The organism is Vreelandella azerica, from assembly GCF_013112225.1.
GTDB classification, from domain to species: Bacteria; Pseudomonadota; Gammaproteobacteria; order Pseudomonadales; family Halomonadaceae; genus Vreelandella; species Vreelandella azerica.
Genome location: NZ_JABFHI010000003.1, coordinates 132,001 through 151,253, shown reverse-complemented (window position 1 = coordinate 151,253; position 19,253 = coordinate 132,001). Strand labels below are relative to the sequence as shown.

Here is a 19,253-nt window from a genome sequence, read left to right as displayed (position 1 = left end):
ACATGCCACCTGCAGCACATTAGTTGCATTTTATTATAAAACCCTGTTTGAGGTACCGACGAAAGGCACAGATCGCCGCACTGTAAAACAGTCCAGAGCCGAATCATTGAATGAAAAGGAGCGCATAATGAGCAAGATTCCCGAGACGCTACAATCGCTTGACATAGATTCCCATACGTATCATTACCATAGCCTTCCACTCGCCGCCGATACGCTTGGCAACATCGACCGCTTACCGAAAACACTCAAGATTCTACTCGAAAACCAGCTACGCAACGCGGACGATGAAAGCGTTTCCTCGGAAGATATGCAGGCTCTGGTAGACTGGCAGCAGGAAGGAAAGTCCAGCCGCGAGATCGGTTATCGCCCGGCCCGTGTGCTGATGCAGGATTTTACCGGCGTGCCTGGCGTCGTCGACCTAGCTTCCATGCGTGCAGCGGTTGAGAAACTGGGTGAAGATCCTGCCTGTATCAACCCGCTGTCGCCGGTTGATCTGGTCATTGACCACTCAGTCATGGTCGACAAGTTTGGTAACCCTGCCGCCTTCCAAGACAACGTTGATATCGAGATGCAACGTAACCGGGAGCGTTACGAATTCCTGCGCTGGGGCCAGAAAGCGTTCGACAACTTCAGTGTTGTCCCTCCGGGCACAGGCATTTGTCACCAGGTTAACCTGGAATACCTGGGGAAAACCGTCTGGACCAAGGAAGAAAATGGCGCCACTCTGGCTTACCCTGATACCCTCGTCGGTACTGACTCCCACACAACCATGATCAACGGTTTGGGCGTTCTTGGCTGGGGTGTTGGTGGTATTGAAGCCGAAGCGGCCATGCTCGGCCAGCCAGTATCAATGCTGATTCCCGAAGTCATTGGCTTCAAACTGACCGGTAAACTGCGTGAAGGTATCACCGCCACTGATCTGGTGCTGACTGTCACCGAGATGCTGCGTAAAAAAGGTGTGGTGGGCAAGTTTGTTGAGTTCTACGGTGACGGCCTCAAGGATCTGCCGCTGGCCGACCGTGCAACCATCGCCAATATGGCACCGGAATATGGCGCTACCTGCGGCTTTTTCCCGGTGGATGACGAAACACTCAACTATCTGCGTCTGACCGGCCGTGAAGATGCCCAGGTGGCACTGGTGGAAGCCTATAGCAAGGCTCAGGGATTATGGCGCGAACCCGGTGATGAGCCCATTTTCACCGACACCCTGCATCTGGACATGACCGAGGTTGAAGCTAGCCTGGCCGGGCCAAAACGTCCGCAGGATCGGGTTGAATTGAAAAACATGCCAGCTGCCTTTGCGAAAGTAATGGAAGATGATGGCAAAGCAGAAGAGCTTCAGACAGTAGGCAAACTAGCATCCGAAGGAGGTCAGACAGCCGTTGGCGTTGATCGCAGCTATGAACACTCTGACAGCCAGGCCGTTTCCTTTAAGGGACAGGATTTTAAGCTTGACCCTGGCGCTGTGGTGATTGCGGCGATTACCTCCTGTACCAATACCTCCAACCCAAGCGTGATGATGGCGGCGGGGCTACTGGCGCGCAAGGCGCTCGAGAAAGGCCTAGTCACCCAGCCCTGGGTAAAAACTTCATTGGCGCCTGGCTCTAAGGTGGTGACCGACTACCTGGAAGCCGCCAACCTCAGCGATGACCTGAATGCCCTTGGCTTTAACCTGGTCGGTTATGGTTGCACCACCTGTATCGGTAACTCTGGGCCACTGCCTGAGGAAATTGAAAAAGCGGTCTCCGATGGCGACCTGACCGTTGCCTCAGTGCTATCAGGTAACCGTAACTTTGAAGGCCGGGTTCACCCGCTGGTCAAAACTAACTGGCTGGCATCACCGCCCTTGGTGGTCGCCTACGCTCTGGCGGGTAACGTTCAGTGTGACCTGACCCAAGACCCGCTCGGCACGGATAAGCAAGGCAATCCGGTTTACCTGAAGGATATCTGGCCGAGCCAGGCCGAAATTGCCACCGCCGTCGAGAAGGTCAATACCGCTATGTTCCGCAAGGAATACGGCGCTGTCTTTGAAGGCGACGACACTTGGAAAGCCATCAAGGTATCGGAAAGCAAAGTTTACCAGTGGCCCGCCTCCACCTATATTCAGCATCCGCCTTTCTTTGAGGGTATGGGCCGCGAACCAGATGCCATTGAGGATGTTAAAGACGCTCGTATACTGGCCATGCTGGGTGACTCTGTTACCACAGACCATATTTCCCCGGCAGGGGCCATCAAGCCGGATAGCCCGGCAGGACGCTACCTGCAGGAACACGGCGTTGAACCGGTGGATTTCAACTCCTACGGCTCACGGCGCGGTAACCATGAAGTCATGATGCGCGGCACTTTTGCCAACGTACGAATCAAGAATGAAATGCTCGATGGCGTTGTCGGTGGCGAAACCCGCCATGTGCCCAGCGGTGAGCAGATGGCCATTTATGATGCTGCCATGAAGTATCAGGAAGCCGGCACACCGCTGGTGGTCATTGCTGGCAAGGAGTACGGCACAGGCTCCTCGCGCGACTGGGCCGCCAAAGGCACACGCTTGCTTGGTGTACGCGCTGTTATCGCTGAATCGTTTGAACGCATTCACCGTTCCAACCTGATCGGCATGGGCGTGGTGCCGCTGCAGTTCCCTGAGGGTGAAAGCCGGGAAACGCTAAGTTTGACCGGAGATGAGGAAGTTTCCATCGCAGGCCTGAGTGACCTCAGCCCGGGCGGCAGCGTTAAGGTAATCATTAAAAACGCCGAAGGCGAGCGTAGCGTTGACGCCAAGTGTCGTATTGATACCCTGAATGAGCTGGCGTACTACCGCCATGGTGGTATCCTTCATTACGTGCTGCGCAAGATGATTGGCGCAGCCTGATAGGGAAACCTACCAATGCTCGCCTCGCCCCCACCTAGGTGGGGGCTTTTTTTTGAATAACTACCCAACAAATCAGTAAGCACGCCGCCGATAGGCACGATATTTGGGCAGCCAACAGCTGCGCTCAATCGCCTCACGCAGCTCGGTACCACCGGTTTTCAACGCAACGCCATTCTGCTGGGCCTGAGCGGCCACTTCAAACGCTATTGACTTACTGATGTCACTGATCCGTGACAGCGGCGGCAGCAAGGCGCCTTTACCGTCTTTCACCAGCGGGGCTTCACGGGCCAGGGCACGGGAAGCGCTCATCAGCATATCATCAGTGATGCGACTGGCTTTAGCGGCCACCACTCCCAGGCCAATCCCCGGGAAAATATAGGCATTGTTACACTGGGCAATCGGGTAACTGCGGCCATTGTGAACCACAGGCGCAAAGGGGCTACCAGTCGCCACCAGCGCCTGACCGTCGGTCCAGCGGATGATATCTTCCGGCACCGCTTCGGCCTGCGAGGTCGGATTGGACAACGGCATGATCACCGGATTTTCACAGTGGGCATGCATGGTGCGCACGACCTGTTCAGTAAAGATCCCCTGCTGACCACACACGCCAATCAACACAGTGGGCTTTACCCGCGCTACAGTTTCTTCAAGCCCCTGCCCGGTCCATTCCGCTACCAGAGCAGCATCATGTGCCAGACGACGCTGGAAATCGCGCTGCCATTCCTGATCGTTGGTCATCAGACCTTCGCGATCAATCATGAAGATACGTCCGCGGGCTTCGGATTCACTCAAGCCTTCCGCCATCATTGAGACCACCACCTGCTCGGCAATCCCACAGCCTGCTGAGCCACCGCCTACAAAAACCACCCGCTGCTTCGCAATGGTTTCCTGGCGCGCCTGACAGGCTGCCATCAGGGTGCCTACGACGACCGAAGCCGTGCCCTGAACATCGTCATTGAAGCAGCAAAGCTCGTCTCTGTAACGCTCCAGCAGAGGGACGGCGTTTGCCTGGGCAAAATCCTCAAACTGCAGCAGCACGTTCGGCCAACGACGTTTTACCGCACTAATAAACTCTGCCATAAAAGCATCGTATTCTTCCTGGCTGACCCGTGGATGACGCCACCCCATGTACATGGGGTTCTCCAGCAACGACTGATTATTGGTACCTACATCCAGCATGATCGGTAACGTGTAGGCGGGGCTGATCCCCCCACAGGCGGTGTACAGTGCCAGCTTGCCGATGGGAATCCCCATTCCCCCAATGCCCTGATCCCCCAGGCCAAGAATCCGCTCGCCGTCTGTCACTACTATGACCTTGACGTTATCCTTGGTGGCGCTACGCAGAATATCATCCATGTGCTCGCGGTCTGGATAGCTGATAAACAGCCCGCGATGATTACGGTAAATATTCGAGAACTCCTGACACGCCTTACCCACCGTTGGGGTATAAATAATCGGCAGCATTTCCTCCAGATGCTCGGACACCAGCCGGAAGTACAGGGTTTCGTTATCATCCTGTATCGCGCGAAGATGGATATGCCGCTCCAGATCACTGTTGCACTGCTGGTACTGGCGATAAGCGCGAGCCAGCTGCTCATCAATGGTCTCCACTTTCTGTGGCAACAAACCAATCAGATTGAACGACAGGCGTTCCTCCCGACTGAAAGCGCTGCCTTTATTAAGCAAGGGCATTTCCAGCAAGGACGGGCCAGCATAAGGAATATACAGGGGGCGTTTGTTAGACGTCGTCATAGGCTTTCTCGCTATCTTCACATGGCAAGCTTGTTTTTTTAGCTCTGTCGTTATGGCTTTAATGACACAGTATGAAAACGACAAAAGTTTGTGCAATGCAGTAAAATCCGTCACTTACTGCGATTTAAAGCTAATGTAACATGCTTAGGTGACAAAAGTAGGGGGAGTGGCCACGTTAGCAAGATACACAATGACACAACCAGGTTTTGAACCAAGCTGACACATTGAGCTGAAGGGAAGTGGCTTGTTGGCGCTAATAGCAGGTTCCCGCCTGACATAGCCAAGCGGGAAAGGATCAGACGATCAGCGGTGTCGCTTTATTGATCGATGGAGTTATTGGAGGTGTCCAAATCTTCATGTGCATTGGCAGCATAAGCTGGGGTAGCCAGCGAACTTTCGGGCTCCTTGGCCTGCCGCGTGCCGGACGTACGATCTTCTTCTGTGAAAAGCGCCTCCTCATCGTCTACTAGCAGTTCGTTAGCATTCAAGCTAGTGGCATTGGCCGGCTGTGTCGCTTCATCAGCGTCATTTTCAATAGCCAGGCTTTCCTCATTGGCCTCGTCATTGATAGCGAGCAAAGGCTCTTCTTTGGCCAGCAACCTGTTGAAAGAAAAAACTCCCTGATTGGTCCCAGCACTGCTGCCTTCTGCAAAGACAAGATTGGCACCAATGTTCAGAACACCAGTCAAGCTGTCACCATCGCCATCTTCAGCCGTGGCATTGAGTTTTATTGCCTGATCCAGGAGGTTTATCTGATTGTCTTTATCGTCATTGATCTCAATAACGCTGCGGTATTGGGCAAGTGTCACAACCCCCTGGTCATCTACGCTTGCCTCAAAGGCCAGTTCGCTATCTCTCTCTGTGCGGCCTTCAACCCTGCCATCAACCAGGCTCAATAGGATTGCCTGACCAGTCTCGGCATCGGTCAGGTTAGGTTCACCACCAATAGCCAGTTCATAGCTGATACCACCCTCACCATCAGAACCAAACCCGGTGACAAAAGCACGTGAAAAATCCGCAACACCTTCTTCTTCGAGGCTCGCTTCAGCGAGGGGGAGATCCCGGCTGTCAATCATGATCATAGGACCGTCATCACGCACTTGCAGATATTGCCCAAGGCTTATTCCTTCTGTAGTACTGTCGCCATCACTATCTATCGCTGTTGCATTCAATGTAATGCCATTTGGAAGTGTCAAAGTGTTATTTGAGCCACCTCCAACCGGGTGTTGAAGAGCTAAGAATTGAGTGAACGTTACTTCCGCGTTTTCATCAACCTCTACGGTCAGCACAAGTTCGTTACTATCAAGAGTGCGTCCTTCAATATTGCCATCCGGAGTGGTCATTAGCTGAACCTCTTCGCCACTCAGTGTCGCGACCAGGTCAGTGCTTCCATCTCCTTCAATTTCGAGCGTATAGTTAACAGCCGCTTCACCGTCAGCGCCAAAATCTACATTGAAGGCGTTTGCAAAGTTTCCAGAGACAGACTCCTCCAGATATCTTTCATCAACCTTCATTACCAGATCATTGTTATCCAGATACTGGCCATTGATTTCAACAACAGGTACGTCATCTTTCACCTCGACCACGCTACCCAGATCGGCTGCCAGGCGATCGCTGGCGGTATCACCATCCTGGTCGGTGACCGTGACATCCGCACGGAGACTCACCAGGCCGGCAGGCAGGCTGAGGGTATCCATGCCCGGTTCCGGGTGATCCAGCGGCGCCGACTGGGTCACGGTGAGCGTACCACTGGTCACATCGACCTCTATACGCAGCACTTCCGTGCTGCCATCGTCCACGGTGCCGGTAATGACACCACCATCAAGGCTGAATACCACCGGCGCGCCTCGGCTGGTGATGGCGCTGGTATCAGCGGTGGTGTCCAGCGTCAGGGTATAGTTATCGACCACGGTACTGCCCGCACCGTCGGCGCCGTACTCGGCCGTAACGGCTGCTTCAAACGCCGCCGCTGCGCTACCACTGGCCTGCGAGGTCCCCGCGAGGGTTTCGCTGTCCAGGGTGGTCAACGTCAGCTCCTCCAGATCAACACGCCGCAGCGTGACCTCCGGGATATCATCGACCACCTCGACCACGCTACCCAGATCGGCTGCCAGGCGATCGCTGGCGGTATCACCATCCTGGTCGGTGACCGTGACATCCGCACGGAGACTCACCAGGCCGGCAGGCAGGCTGAGGGTATCCATGCCCGGTTCCGGGTGATCCAGCGGCGCCGACTGGATCACGGTGAGCGTACCACTGGTCACATCAACCTCTATACGCAGCACTTCCGTGCTGCCATCGTCCACGGTGCCGGTAATGACACCATTATCAAGGCTGAATACCACCGGCGCGCCTCGGCTGGTGATGGCGCTGGTATCAGCAGTGGTGTCCAGCGTCAGGGTATAGTTATCGACCACGGTGCTGCCCGCACCGTCGGCGCCGTACTCGGCCATAACGGCTGCTTCAAACGCCGCCGCTGCGCTACCACTGGCCTGCGAGGTCCCCGCGAGGGTTTCGCTGTCCAGGGTGGTCAGCGTCAGCCCCTCCAGATCAACACGCTGCAGCGTGACCTCCGGGATATCATCGACCACCTCGACCACGCTACCCAGATCGGCCGCCAGGCGATCGCTGGCGGTATCACCATCCTGGTCGGTGACCGTGACATCCGCACGGAGACTCACCAGGCCGGCAGGCAGGCAGGCTGAGGGTATCCATGCCCGGTTCCGGGTGATCCAGCGGCGCCGACTGGGTCACGGTGAGTGTACCACTGGTCACATCGACCTCTATACGCAGCACTTCCGTGCTGCCATCGTCCACGGTGCCGGTAATGACACCACCATCAAGGCTGAATACCACCGGCGCGCCTCGGCTGGTGATGGCGCTGGTATCAGCAGTGGTGTCCAGCGTCAGGGTATAGTTATCGACCACGGTGCTGCCCGCACCGTCGGCGCCGTACTCGGCCGTAACGGCTGATTCAAACGCCGCCGCTGCGCTACCACTGGCCTGCGAGGTCCCCGCGAGGGTTTCGCTGTCCAGGGTGGTCAACGTCAGCTCCTCCAGATCAACACGCCGCAGCGTGACCTCCGGGATATCATCGACCACCTCGACCACGCTACCCAGATCGGCTGCCAGGCGATCGCTGGCGGTATCACCATCCTGGTCGGTGACCGTGACATCCGCACGGAGACTCACCAGGCCGGCAGGCAGGCTGAGGGTATCCATGCCCGGTTCCGGGTGATCCAGCGGCGCCGACTGGGTCACGGTGAGTGTACCACTGGTCACATCGACCTCTATACGCAGCACTTCCGTGCTGCCATCGTCCACGGTGCCGGTAATGACACCACCATCAAGGCTGAATACCACCGGCGCGCCTCGGCTGGTGATGGCGCTGGTATCAGCGGTGGTGTCCAGCGTCAGGGTATAGTTATCGACCACGGTGCTGCCCGCACCGTCGGCACCGTACTCGGCCATAACGGCTGATTCAAACGCCGCCGCTGCGCTACCACTGGCCTGCGAGGTCCCCGCGAGGGTTTCGCTGTCTAGAGTGGTCAGTGGAATATCCAGCTCAACGTCTGACGCTGTCACCGTTGGCACATCATCATTGAAGCCAACGCGTTCCCCCAGATCAATGCTTTCACTTTTACTGGTGGTGTAGCCGTTGTCATATTCAACTGTCACCGCACCCTGCAAGTTAATCACACTGCTTTCGAGCAGTAGTTGGTCAACATCCGCACCACTTGTACCTTCAGTGACATGGTCGATGGCACCACTCTGAGTCAACTTAATTATTGCATTGCCATCGTCATCTTCAGTTAGGCTGAGGCGAAACACTTCATCCTCTTCAGCAGTACCGACGATATCGCCACTGCCTCCCTCCTCGACTAGGCTAATGGGGCTGTCGTCACTTGTCAGGCCAGTAGTGGCATTCTCTACCAATTCTAGAGAGTAGCTCCATGAAGCGGTGGCCTGTACGCCATCTTCTCCATAATTTGTCTCTCTATAGCTGAAAATATCGCTCAGGCGAACACTGTCCTGATCGACAAGCTCAGCATCACTGGTAATTAACGACAGGTCGCTCGTCGTTGTTATGACTTCAATAATCGGATTTTCATCAACAATGGTGGCGTTGCCACTGTCGGTAATGCCATCCGGCAGGGCATTGCCCGCGGCGGTCTCGCCAGTGAGAGTGGCGGTCAGGGTAAAGTCTTCCGGCCCTTCAAACACATCGTCATCGATGGTTGGCACGCTGATCACGATGCCGTCGGTGGTACCCGCGGGCACGTCCAGGCTGAAGGTGCCGTTACCGTTGTCAGTGATCGTGACGTCCGTGCCGCCAATACTGGCGGTGGGGGTGCCAATATCGTCGCTGTCAATCTCGCCGTCCAACTCAAAGGTCAGGGTGGTGGCGTTATCCACCGGGTTGCTCAGGCTGACCTCGAAGGTGCCGGCATCGCCTTCGTTGATGGTGCCGGCATCGGCGACGCTGAGTACTGGAATATCGTTATCCGGATCTTCCTCGGGGTCATCTGGCGTGCCGCTGCCGTCATCAACAATCGTAGCGTTGCCGGTGTCGGTGATGCCTTCTGGCAATACGGTGCCACTTTCAATCTCACCAGTGAGAGTGGCGGTCAGGGTGAAGTCTTCCGGCCCTTCAAACACATCGTCATCGATAGTTGGCACGCTGATCATGATGCCATCGGTGGTACCCGCGGGTACGTCCAGGCTGAAGGTGCCGTTACCGTTGTCGGTCACCGTGACGTCCGTGCCATCAATGCTGGCCGTGGGGGTGCCCACGTCATCGGCATCAATCTCGCCGTCCAGTTCAAAGGTCAGGGTGGTGGCGTTATCCACCGGGTTGCTCAGGCTGACCTCGAAGGTGCCGGCATCGCCTTCGTTGATGGTGCCGGCATCGCCCACACTGAGCGCTGGGGTATCGTCATCCGGCTCTTCATCGGGGTCTTCCGGGGTGCCGCTGCCGTCATCCACGATGGTGGCGTTGCCACTGTCGGTAATGCCATCCGGCAGGGCATTGCCCGCGGCGGTCTCGCCAGTGAGAGTGGCGGTCAGAGTAAAATCTTCCGGCCCTTCAAACACATCGTCATCGATGGTTGACACGTTGATCACGATGCCATCGGTGGTACCCGCGGGTACGTCCAGGCTGAAGGTGCCGTTACCGTTGTCGGTCACCGTGACGTCCGTGCCATCAATGCTGGCCGTGGGGGTGCCCACGTCATCGGCATCAATCTCGCCGTCCAGTTCAAAGGTCAGGGTGGTGGCGTTATCCACCGGGTTGCTCAGGCTGACATCAAAGGTGGCGGTGTCGCCTTCGTTAATGGTGCCGGCATCGCCCACACTGAGCGCTGGGGTATCGTCATCCGGCTCTTCATCGGGGTCTTCCGGGGTGCCGCTGCCGTCATCCACGATGGTGGCGTTGCCGCTGTCGGTAATGCCATCCGGCAGGGCATTGCCCGCGGCGGTCTCGCCAGTGAGAGTGGCGGTCAGAGTAAAATCTTCCGGCCCTTCAAACACATCGTCATCGATGGTTGGCACGCTGATCATGATGCCATCGGTGGTACCCGCGGGTACGTCCAGATTGAAGGTGCCGTTACCGTTATCGGTCACCGTGACGACCGTGCCATCAATGCTGGCCGTGGGGGTGCCCACGTCATCGGCATCAATCTCGCCGTCCAGTTCAAAGGTCAGGGTGGTGGCGTTATCCACCGGGTTGCTCAGGCTGACATCAAAGGTGGCGGTGTCGCCTTCGTTAATGGTGCCGGCATCGCCCACACTGAGCGCTGGAGCTTCCTGCTCGGCTGGTGAAGTATCAATCCTGCCATCGTCACGATCAGTGGCGCTATTTCCTTCAGGGTCAGAAACCGTGGCAGTCACGCTCACAGAGGTATCATCGTTATCTATGTCTGTGACGGTGACCGACAGACCATCATCCAACATCTCTTGAGAAACTGGGCCTTCAAACAAGATATTGTCTTTACCATCGACAATAACAAGATCGTCGCCAACCTTGACATCTCCTCCCAGGCTGACATTTGCCTTGATGCCATCGGCAATTTCATCCTCGTCGTATGCATCCTTGCTAGGGGCCTCCAATACAACGTCAATCAATTTTACGATTTTAGCTGGCGTCAAAAAAGCCGAAAACTCAGGTGCTGTCAGCTCATTATCTCTACCTGTATCAAATGCATATTCCACACCTTCAATAGACTCGGTGATGCGTGCGAGTCTTACAAAGGAGATTCCACCTCCACCACCTACTTCACCACTACCGGCTGCAGTGGCTTCAAGCAGCTCAAGAATATCGCCCTCTTCATCTTCCAGGACGGCAAGAATCGCTTCCAGCTCATCATCCTGAGTGGCAAACTCATCATCACTAGCAGCGTTGTCCGCGTCAATCTCATCATTTATGGCGACTTTCTCATCCCCACCAATGACTGCAGGCGATAGACCATCATTAAAATCAACCTTGACCTCACTCATCGGTGCGGTGATCAGAACATCACCTTCCTGCAACCTATCGCCTACGCTAAGCTCGCGCAGGTTACCGTTTTCATCACGCGAAAATGCCCGACCCACAATGTTAACTATAGTAACAATTTGCATAATATAGCCCTATATTTAAATCGCATTAAAACTACTACTTACAAATAGTAACTTAAAATGCGGCAATAAATATTGGACTGCAGTACAACCAGCAAAAGCTAATTAAGATTAATAAATTATTATTTTCAATAACTTAAAGAAAAAATAGCGCTTTTTATTAATTTTTAACATATTAGCATGCGTACTATCATGACATTTATGAATCAATAAAAAGAAACATATAGTAACAATTAGCCAGGTGTTAACGAGTAAGGAAGCGAGATCGGCTGCTACATACCAAGAGGGAGGTTAACTGCTCTATCTGCAAGTTTGAGAATCAGCTGCATCCGATCCGTAATCTCAAGCTTATGAAAAATCGAGGTCAGGTGCGCCTTGACCGTGCGCTCGGTGATGTTAAGGGTGCGCGCCACCTGTTTGTTGCTTGCCCCTTGTACCACCGCCAGCGCCACCTCGCGTTCGCGCTCGGTGAGTTTGTCCAGCAGCGCATGCCTGAGGCGCTGTTCGCCGTTGAGCGCTTGCCAGGTGTGCCCCATCACCTGGGCCATCAGGTCGGCCGGTACCCAGATCCCGGCATTCGTCACCACGGTGGCGATCTGTTGCAGCGTGGCCACCGGGCTGAGCGCGTGGGCATAGCCTCGCGCCCCGGCTTGCAGGGCCTGCAGGGCATCGGCCTGCTGAGGGGCGTTGGCCAGCACGACCACGGCGCTCTCGGCGGATAAACGGGTTACTGCCTCCAGAAGGGGCGCTGAGAGGGGTTGCTGTTCGCCTTCGCAGACAATCCATATGATATCCGGCGGTGGTGTCAGGCGGTCTGTTTCAGGGGCGACGGCGGCGAGCGTGGCCTGTGGAAACGCTGCCTGCCAGCGGGGCTGTAAACGCGCGGCGGGGGTGATAAAGAGGTGGTTCATCAGCGTTCTCCCAATGAATTGTTCCAGGCCCGTAACACCGGCTTGAGCAGAAATTCCATCACCGTGCGCTTGCCGGTCATGATGTCGACCTGGGCGGTCATGCCGGGGATGACGTCTATTTCGTCGGTGTCGACCTGGCCTTCCTGGGTGCGCACCCGCACCTGGTAAAAGGTGTTGCCTTCTTCGTCGGTAATGGTGTCGGCGCTGATATGCTCAAGCTCGGCCTCCAGCCCGCCGTAGACGGCGTAGTCGTAGGCGGTCAGCTTGACGGTGGCCGGCTGGCCGGGGCGTAGGAAAGCGATGTCCTGGGGGCAATCCGCGCTTCAACCAGCAGCTGTTCGCCGCTGGGGACGATGTCGACCACCTCCTGGCCGGGCTGAACCACCCCGCCGCGGGTGTTGATATACAGCTGCTGGACAACGCCGTTGACCGGCGAGCGAATTTCTGAAAGTTGGACGCGGTCTTCCAGTCCGGTACTGGCTTCTTCAAGCGATTGGATATCCCCAATGGTGTTGGCCAGCTCATCCCGCCATTCGCTGCGCCGTTCGGCGCCGAGCTCACGCAGCTGGGATTGACTTTCTTCCACCGCGGCCTGCAAGCGGTCGATGGCGGCGTTGGCTTGGTCGCGCTCGCCGCGGTTGCGCGAGACTTCCCGCTCCAGGCGCAGGACTTCGACCTCGGAGACGGCGCCGGATTGCAGCAGCGGCCGGGTGAGCTGGAGTTCCTGGTTGGCCATGTTGAGTTCCCGGGAGGCGGTATCGCGGCGCAGCCGGGCTTCCAGCAGCTCGGCCTCACGCTGGCGGATACGATCACGCAGCACGGTTTCCTGTTCGCGCAGTTCTTCCCGGCGGCTGTCGTAGGCTTCGCGCTCCTGGGCCACCACGGAGGGGGCGTCGCGAAGCAGGTCTTCATCAGGGGCAAAGGGGGTATCGGTGACCAGGGCGCGCAGCCGTTCGGCGCGGGCGCGCAGGGCTTGCACCTGGGACTGGTTTTCGCGGAAGTCCGAGACAAAGCGGGTTGGGTCGATTTCCATCAGCACTTGCCCCGTCTCGATCAGCTGGCCTTCGCGTACCTTGATGGCCTGCACCACGCCGCCGTCAAAGGATTGCACTTTCTGCAGCTGCTGGGCGGGTATCACTCGGCCCTGGCCGCGGGTGACTTCGTCGATCTCGGCAAAATAAGACCAGGTGATCAGGGCCACCACCGCGAGCACTACGGTGTACAGAAACAGCCGGGCACGCAGCGGGTTCTGCTGCAGCCGCGCCCAGTCGGCGTCGCTGGCCCAGTCACGGTTGAGGTGGGCGGAGGTGACCCGCTTGGAAAACAGCCGGTCCATAAAGGGGCGGAAGAACTTGCCGCCTTTGGCAGTAAAGCGGCCAAGGTTCTCGAAACTTTTTTCTTCGGCGGTTGGCTGCTGTTTTTTCGCCATTAGCTGGCCCTCCCGATTTGCCCTTTGCGCAGCGCTTCCACCACCTGCTCGCGGGGGCCGTCGGCCATCACCTTGCCGCCGTCCATAACGATAATCCGGTCGACCAGGGAGAGCAGTGAGGTGCGGTGAGTCACCACGATCAGGGTTTTGTCGGCGGCGTAGCGGGTCAGCTGTTTCTTGAGCCGGTCTTCGCTGGCGTGGTCCATGGCGCTGGAGGGCTCATCGAGCAGCAGCACCTGGGGCGCATGCACCACGGCGCGGGCAATTGCAATTGCCTGACGCTGGCCGCCGGAGAGCAGGCTGCCGCCTTCCCCCACGGGTAGATCCACGCCTTGCGGGTGGGAACGCACCAGATCGGCCAGGCCGCTGAGGTTGATGGCGTCGAGCAGCTTGTCGTCATCCACGCCGTCAATACCGCCGCCAGCGACAATGTTGTCGCGCAGAGAGCCGTAGAACAGGGTGATATCCTGGGGCACATAGCCGATATGGCGGCGTAGTTGCAGGGGGTCGTACTGGCGAATGTCCACATCGTCGAGCAGCACAGCACCGCTGGTGGGCTGGTAGAACCCCAGCAGCAGCTTGTTGAGGGTGGATTTACCGGAGCCAATCCGCCCGATCAGGGCGACTTTTTCGCCGGGTTTAAGGCGGAAACTGACCTCGCGCAGGGCATCGCGTTCTTCGTCCGGGTAGCGCAGTGAGACGCTGTCAAAGCGAAGGTCGCCCTGCACCACGGGGCGGTCAATGTAGCGTTTGCTGTCGGTGCGTTCCTGGGGTTTGTCCATCACGCCGTTAAGCGCTTCCAGGGCGGTGGCCGACTGGTGGTATTAAATATTAGGCCGGCGGCCTGGCTGATCGGCGCCATGGCTCGGGAGGACAGCAGGTAGGCGGCTATCAGGCCGCCCTGGGTCAACTCACCTTCAATGATCAGGTAGACGCCGATGATAATGATCACCACCGAGACGGTGTGCTGGGCCCAGAGGGCCACACTGGTCACCGAGGTGCTGACCAGACGCAGCTGGGCGGCGGTGCGGGACAGAAAGGCCGAGGCCCGTTCCCAGTTGCCCTGCAGGCGGCTTTCGCCGCGCAGGGCCTTGACGGTTTCCAGATTGCCCACTGCTTCCACTAGGGTGGAGTTACGCTGGGCGCTGATCCGCCAGGTGGTCTCGGAGAGTTCGTGCAGCTTGCTTTGGGCGGCCATGGCGTACAGCAGGACAAACACCGCGCCCACCACAATCGGGATCACCAGGGGCACGCCGATCAGGGCAATAATGGTCATGAACAGTAGCACAAAGGGCAGGTCCACCAGGGCAACGATAGTGGCCGAGCCGATAAAGGCCCTGACCGATTCAAACGACTGCAGGGTGGAGGTGAAGGAGCCGGTGGAGGCCGGCTTGGCTTCCATGCGCATGCCCAGTACCCGCTGCATGATTGAGGACGTCAGCTTGACGTCTGCCCGACTGGCGGCGAGATCGACAAAGAAGTTGCGCATCAGGCGCAAGGCTAGATCAAAACACAGCACGATCAGGATGCCTACTGCCAGCACCCAGAGCGTTTCAGTGGCGGCGTTGGGCACTACCCGGTCGTAGACGTTCATCACAAACAGCGGCATGGCCACGGCAAACAGGTTGATCAGCACCGAGCCCAGGATCACATCCCGATAGAGTTTGCGGTTTTCGCGGATCACCCCCAGAACCAGTGGCGCTCGCGGGACTGTTTGACTTCCGGCCCGCGGGCGTCAAAGCGGAACTTGGGGCGCACATAGATAGCCTGGCCGCTGTAGGCCTCTGCCAGGCCGTGCAGGCTGATATCGGTGGTGGCGTCGCTGAGTTCCGGAAAGCTGACCGTCGCCTGCCCGGTGCTCAGATCCACCGCTTGCAGCAGACAGGCGCGGCCTGATTCCAGCAGCAGGATGACCGGAAACAGCGCCGGGTTCAGCTCGCCCAGCGGGCTTTTGACAATCCGCGCGGTCAGGTCAGCGCGAGCAGCGGCGCGGCCCACGACGCCCGGGGTCAGCTTGCCCTCTTCCAGCGGCAACCCCGCCCGCAGCGCTTCCCGGGTGGTCTCGTAGTGGTGCTGGTGGGCAATACTCAGCAGGCATTCCAGCAGTTCATCCGCCTCCGCCAAGGTCGCGGGCTCTTCTGGCATTGAGTGGCTTTCGTTAGGCACACAGACCTCAACATAATCCGACTTAAAGTAAGCTACAGAAATATTGCCACACACCAAGAATTTGGTGCATGGCAATAAACTATAAGTGAGGTGTATTGATTACTTACCTGCTGACAGGAAAGGTCTCAGTGTAACCCAAGGCATCCAGCTCACGTTTCAGCTCCGCAATACTGTTATCGGTACCTACCTGAACACGGTATAAACCACCACCTTCGAGGACACGAACAGGACCATCAAGATTATTCTGCAAACGTTTCTGCAATTCAGCGGCGGATGCCTGTTTACTTAAAGCCGCCACCTGCAGATAAACACTCGCACTTGCAACAGTTGGTGAAGCATCAGTCGCATTAGTGTTAGCAGTAGGAGTTGGTGATGAAGACCGTGGTGTAGCAGCCTGACTGCCCTGTAAAGCAGCTACTTCTTGAATGGTTTCCAGGGTTATTTCAACCCGCCTGTTTAAACGACGCCCCTCAACGGTTTCATTAGTAGCGGTAGGTTTGCGCGAACCAAATCCTTCAGTTTGGATAAGTGCACGGCTAACCCCTTCGCTAGCCAGGAAGTTGGCTACGCTTGCAGCACGGCGGCGTGAAAGCGGTTCGTTGATGGCGTCATTACCCGTTATATCCGCATGACCAGCAATATATATGCGGGCTAGATCGGATCGTTCACGGATACTTTCAGCCAAGCGCATCAATTCCTTGCGAGCTTCTGTGCCGATTTTAGCGCTGTTTATCTCGAACAAGGTCTCGGCTGATAAAATAATATCAGGTGCTCTTGTCGGTGCTCCACGCTCTCCAATTAAGTCATTTAGAGAAAGGCTCGCAGGCGATTCAACTGGGCACACCGACTCAGGATCAATCTTGACGCCTTGACTGTTCAATTCAGCGAGGCTTGGGATATCAGTATTAGCCACTTCGAGCGTTTGTAACAACTGCCCCATAGAAGCCAGGGTTCTTACATTGGCAATCACTACATCGTACTTTGCATTGACATAAGCACGGCTCGCTTCAAAGTATTCGTTTTCACTATCAAGTACATCCAACAATGTACGCATGCCAATATCAAACTGCTGCTGATAAGCGCCACGAACGCGCTCAATGGACTGACGGTGCTGTTCAATATATTCCATCTGCTCACGCAGGCGCTGAGTATCGTTATAAGCAATCTGGGTCGTTTGGCGCACGTTGCGGCAGATCAGCTCGCGATCATACACAGCCTCATCAACTCGTTCACTGGCCGCACGGAAAGAGGCCAGGTCAGAGCCACCACGGAACAGGTTGACGCTTGCAACCAACTCAACACTTTGCTCATCGCGACGCCCTGACAGGCCCGTATCGCTACTGTTATTCGTTCCGGCACGGCCAACAAGATCAACCCGCGGTTGGAATCCAGAACGAGTACCGTCACGTTGGGCTCGGACAGATTGAATATTCTGAATAGCAGCATGAAACTCAGGATTACCTTCAAATGCCATGTTAACGGCGTCAACAACCGATACAGGCAGATGGTGGTCAAGATCAGGAAATGGCGCAAGACTTTGTGCAGGCAAGGTTCCCACTATGCGTTTGTAACGCGCAGACACATCATGAAGGTTTGAGGCTTCTGTCAACAGATTAGATTCTGCCAATGCCAAACGGCCAGCAATTTGTTCAAGATCAACGCCACGCCCGGCCCCCGAAGCGGCTCTTTCTTCCATTTTGTTATAAATTTGCTGATGTTCTGCATAGTTTTCGCGCGCAAGGTTCACAAGTTCACGGTAGCGCTGGACATCAGCGTAGGCCCTTGCCGCTTCAAGAGATACCTGCTCACTGGCATTGAGTAACTCGTAATAACGCACCAGCCGGGCACTGTTCAGGCGCTCAACTTCATTGGCAGTCGCAAAACCATCAAATACCATCTGGTTAAGCTCAATCTGCGCGAAGTCCGTATCAAAACTGCCGCGGCCATCATCTTCAAGGTTTTCACGACCAACACCCGCTGTCGCATCAATCGACGGCAAATAATTGCCGCGCGCTTCATCAGTATCAAAGCCTGCTGCTGCAAACGCCTGAAACGCTGCTTTTACTTCAGGGTTTTGCATAATCGTCTGTTGTATCACTGACGGAAGATTAATGGGTGAAGGGGATGTCATATCAGCAGAAGAAGACTGTGCACCAACCTCTGCTGCCGATAGAGGCATTAGTGCGGCCCCGAATGAACATAGCAAAATTGTGCGTATCGATGCCTTACCTACTGTAAGTTTTGAGCTTACCTTCATTGTTGATCCCTTGTGTGTCAGTCGTCCGAGCCACTGCAATAAAGCCTTCACATAAAAATTAAGTAACGTTTTGATTTATAAGACATTCACCAATTTGGTTAGATATGTGCTTTCCAGATACATGAGTTGACAAGCTGCACCAAGTGCTCGCCAAACACTTTTTGATACATAAAATTCTCAAAGCAATCAAATTGAACATTATGCAAATAAAATACACAGCAAATAACATTTTCTAATTTAGCCAACTTTTCCCCTTCTTGCAAAAAAGACTCAAAAAAATCTTTATTTAATATTATTTTACCAAGCAGTAACCCCCACCACCCTCCACGCACTTCGTCCACAACCCTTCCGTCATCAGCAAGCCTCTGTGCATCTCAAAATAGACGCACTCTTCGCCCCGTACCGGATGCTTGCGCATTTTGCTATGGGCTGAATAACAGATAAAAACTCACTGGCCAGGTAAAGCCGTAGGCTTTCATTATCTGCTAAACTAAATGTAAATTATTATTTCGGTGAAACTTATGGCGCAACGGGCTCCTGTTCGCCCCCACAGCCTTCTTCTATTTCCCGACGCCAATTTCTGACGGCAATGGGCGTAGTGGTGGCCACTGGTGCACTAAGCTACTTCCCTGGTTCAGCGAATGCCTTCAACCCTCAGCGTCTGCGCAACAGCATGAACCGCCTTTACGGCACCCGTGGCGTACAAACGCTGGAAGAGTGGTTTGCCTTGCTTAACCGTTTGCGGGGAGCCAACGTAGCCACACAACTGCGCAATGTGAATGGCTTTTTCAACCGACGTGTTTTATGGCGTGATGATATCCAGATATGGGGACAGGAAGACTACTGGGCTACTCCCCTGGAAACCATGGGCAAGGGTGAAGGAGATTGCGAGGATTACTCGATTGCCAAGTACATTACCCTAAAAGCGCTGGGCGTATCGGGCAACAAACTGCGCATGATTTACGTGCGCGCGCGGATTGGTCGTTCACAGATCACCCAAGCGCACATGGTGCTCGGGTTTTATCAGACACCCGCCTCAGAGCCACTGGTACTTGATAATCTGGTCGCTTCCATTCAGCCCGCTTCACGGCGTAATGACCTCGATCCTGTTTTCAGTTTTAACAGCAGTGGCCTATGGGCGGGTAACAGCAATAATTCACGCGCTGACCCCATGGCGCGACTCTCCCGTTGGCGTAGTGTGGTCTCACGCATGCAGGAGCAGGGCTTTGTATAAAACAGCTTTCGGACGGGGAGCCTTAC

General features: G+C 55.8%; 8 protein-coding genes and 2 pseudogenes. 2 read left to right on the top strand and 8 right to left on the bottom strand.

What is annotated here, in order from left to right; translation table 11 throughout:
- Positions 1 to 127: 127 nt before the first annotated feature.
- The gene (gene acnA, locus HLB35_RS08615) at positions 128 to 2,863 is read left to right on the top strand and encodes an aconitate hydratase AcnA (RefSeq protein ID WP_171702282.1); all 2,736 of its coding nucleotides are present in this window, start codon (positions 128 to 130) and stop codon (positions 2,861 to 2,863) included.
- Between the two features lie 72 nt (positions 2,864 to 2,935).
- On the opposite strand, the gene HLB35_RS08610 is transcribed toward acnA, so the two are convergent.
- The 8 genes and pseudogenes from HLB35_RS08610 to HLB35_RS08575 all read right to left on the bottom strand — a co-directional run bounded on the left by HLB35_RS08610 (position 2,936) and on the right by HLB35_RS08575 (position 18,334).
- Positions 2,936 to 4,615 carry an NAD-dependent malic enzyme gene (locus HLB35_RS08610; protein WP_171702281.1) on the bottom strand — a complete coding sequence of 560 codons (1,680 nt, stop codon included), beginning with the start codon at positions 4,613 to 4,615 and terminating at the stop codon, positions 2,936 to 2,938.
- A gap of 317 nt (positions 4,616 to 4,932) precedes the next feature.
- Positions 4,933 to 7,296, bottom strand: a complete 2,364-nt coding sequence (locus tag HLB35_RS08605) for a DUF5801 repeats-in-toxin domain-containing protein (protein ID WP_171702280.1) — start codon at positions 7,294 to 7,296, stop codon at positions 4,933 to 4,935.
- On the bottom strand, positions 7,253 to 11,233 hold the full coding sequence (locus HLB35_RS08600) for a retention module-containing protein (protein WP_171702279.1): 3,981 nt from the start codon (positions 11,231 to 11,233) through the stop codon (positions 7,253 to 7,255). Before HLB35_RS08600 ends, HLB35_RS08605 begins: the two co-directional genes overlap by 44 nt.
- A gap of 269 nt (positions 11,234 to 11,502) precedes the next feature.
- Positions 11,503 to 12,141: a response regulator transcription factor gene (locus HLB35_RS08595; RefSeq protein WP_171702278.1), complete on the bottom strand. Its 639-nt coding sequence runs from the start codon at positions 12,139 to 12,141 to the stop codon at positions 11,503 to 11,505.
- Positions 12,141 to 13,570: pseudogene (locus tag HLB35_RS08590) on the bottom strand (HlyD family type I secretion periplasmic adaptor subunit). Before HLB35_RS08590 ends, HLB35_RS08595 begins: the two are co-directional and overlap by 1 nt.
- Positions 13,570 to 15,715, bottom strand: a pseudogene (locus HLB35_RS08585) (type I secretion system permease/ATPase). The pseudogenes HLB35_RS08590 and HLB35_RS08585 overlap by 1 nt, the downstream one beginning before the upstream one ends.
- Positions 15,716 to 15,839: 124 nt before the next feature.
- The gene (locus HLB35_RS08580; RefSeq protein WP_268895906.1) at positions 15,840 to 17,867 is read right to left on the bottom strand and encodes a TolC family outer membrane protein; all 2,028 of its coding nucleotides are present in this window, start codon (positions 17,865 to 17,867) and stop codon (positions 15,840 to 15,842) included.
- A gap of 224 nt (positions 17,868 to 18,091) precedes the next feature.
- The gene (locus tag HLB35_RS08575) at positions 18,092 to 18,334 is read right to left on the bottom strand and encodes a hypothetical protein (RefSeq protein WP_171702276.1); all 243 of its coding nucleotides are present in this window, start codon (positions 18,332 to 18,334) and stop codon (positions 18,092 to 18,094) included.
- Positions 18,335 to 18,555: 221 nt separating this feature from the next.
- Here HLB35_RS08575 and HLB35_RS08570 point away from each other — a divergent pair, with 221 nt between their 5' ends.
- Positions 18,556 to 19,227, top strand: coding sequence for a transglutaminase-like cysteine peptidase (locus HLB35_RS08570; protein ID WP_328731513.1), 672 nt, complete (start codon positions 18,556 to 18,558; stop codon positions 19,225 to 19,227).
- Positions 19,228 to 19,253 lie beyond the last annotated feature (26 nt).

Coding starts and splice junctions, on each gene's coding strand:
- HLB35_RS08580 (WP_268895906.1), bottom strand. CDS start 17,867: ATGACATCCCCTTCACCCATTAATCTTCCGTCAGTGATACAACAGACG.
- HLB35_RS08595 (WP_171702278.1), bottom strand. CDS start 12,141: ATGAACCACCTCTTTATCACCCCCGCCGCGCGTTTACAGCCCCGCTGG.
- HLB35_RS08610 (WP_171702281.1), bottom strand. CDS start 4,615: ATGACGACGTCTAACAAACGCCCCCTGTATATTCCTTATGCTGGCCCG.
- acnA (WP_171702282.1), top strand. CDS start 128: ATGAGCAAGATTCCCGAGACGCTACAATCGCTTGACATAGATTCCCAT.
- HLB35_RS08600 (WP_171702279.1), bottom strand. CDS start 11,233: ATGCAAATTGTTACTATAGTTAACATTGTGGGTCGGGCATTTTCGCGT.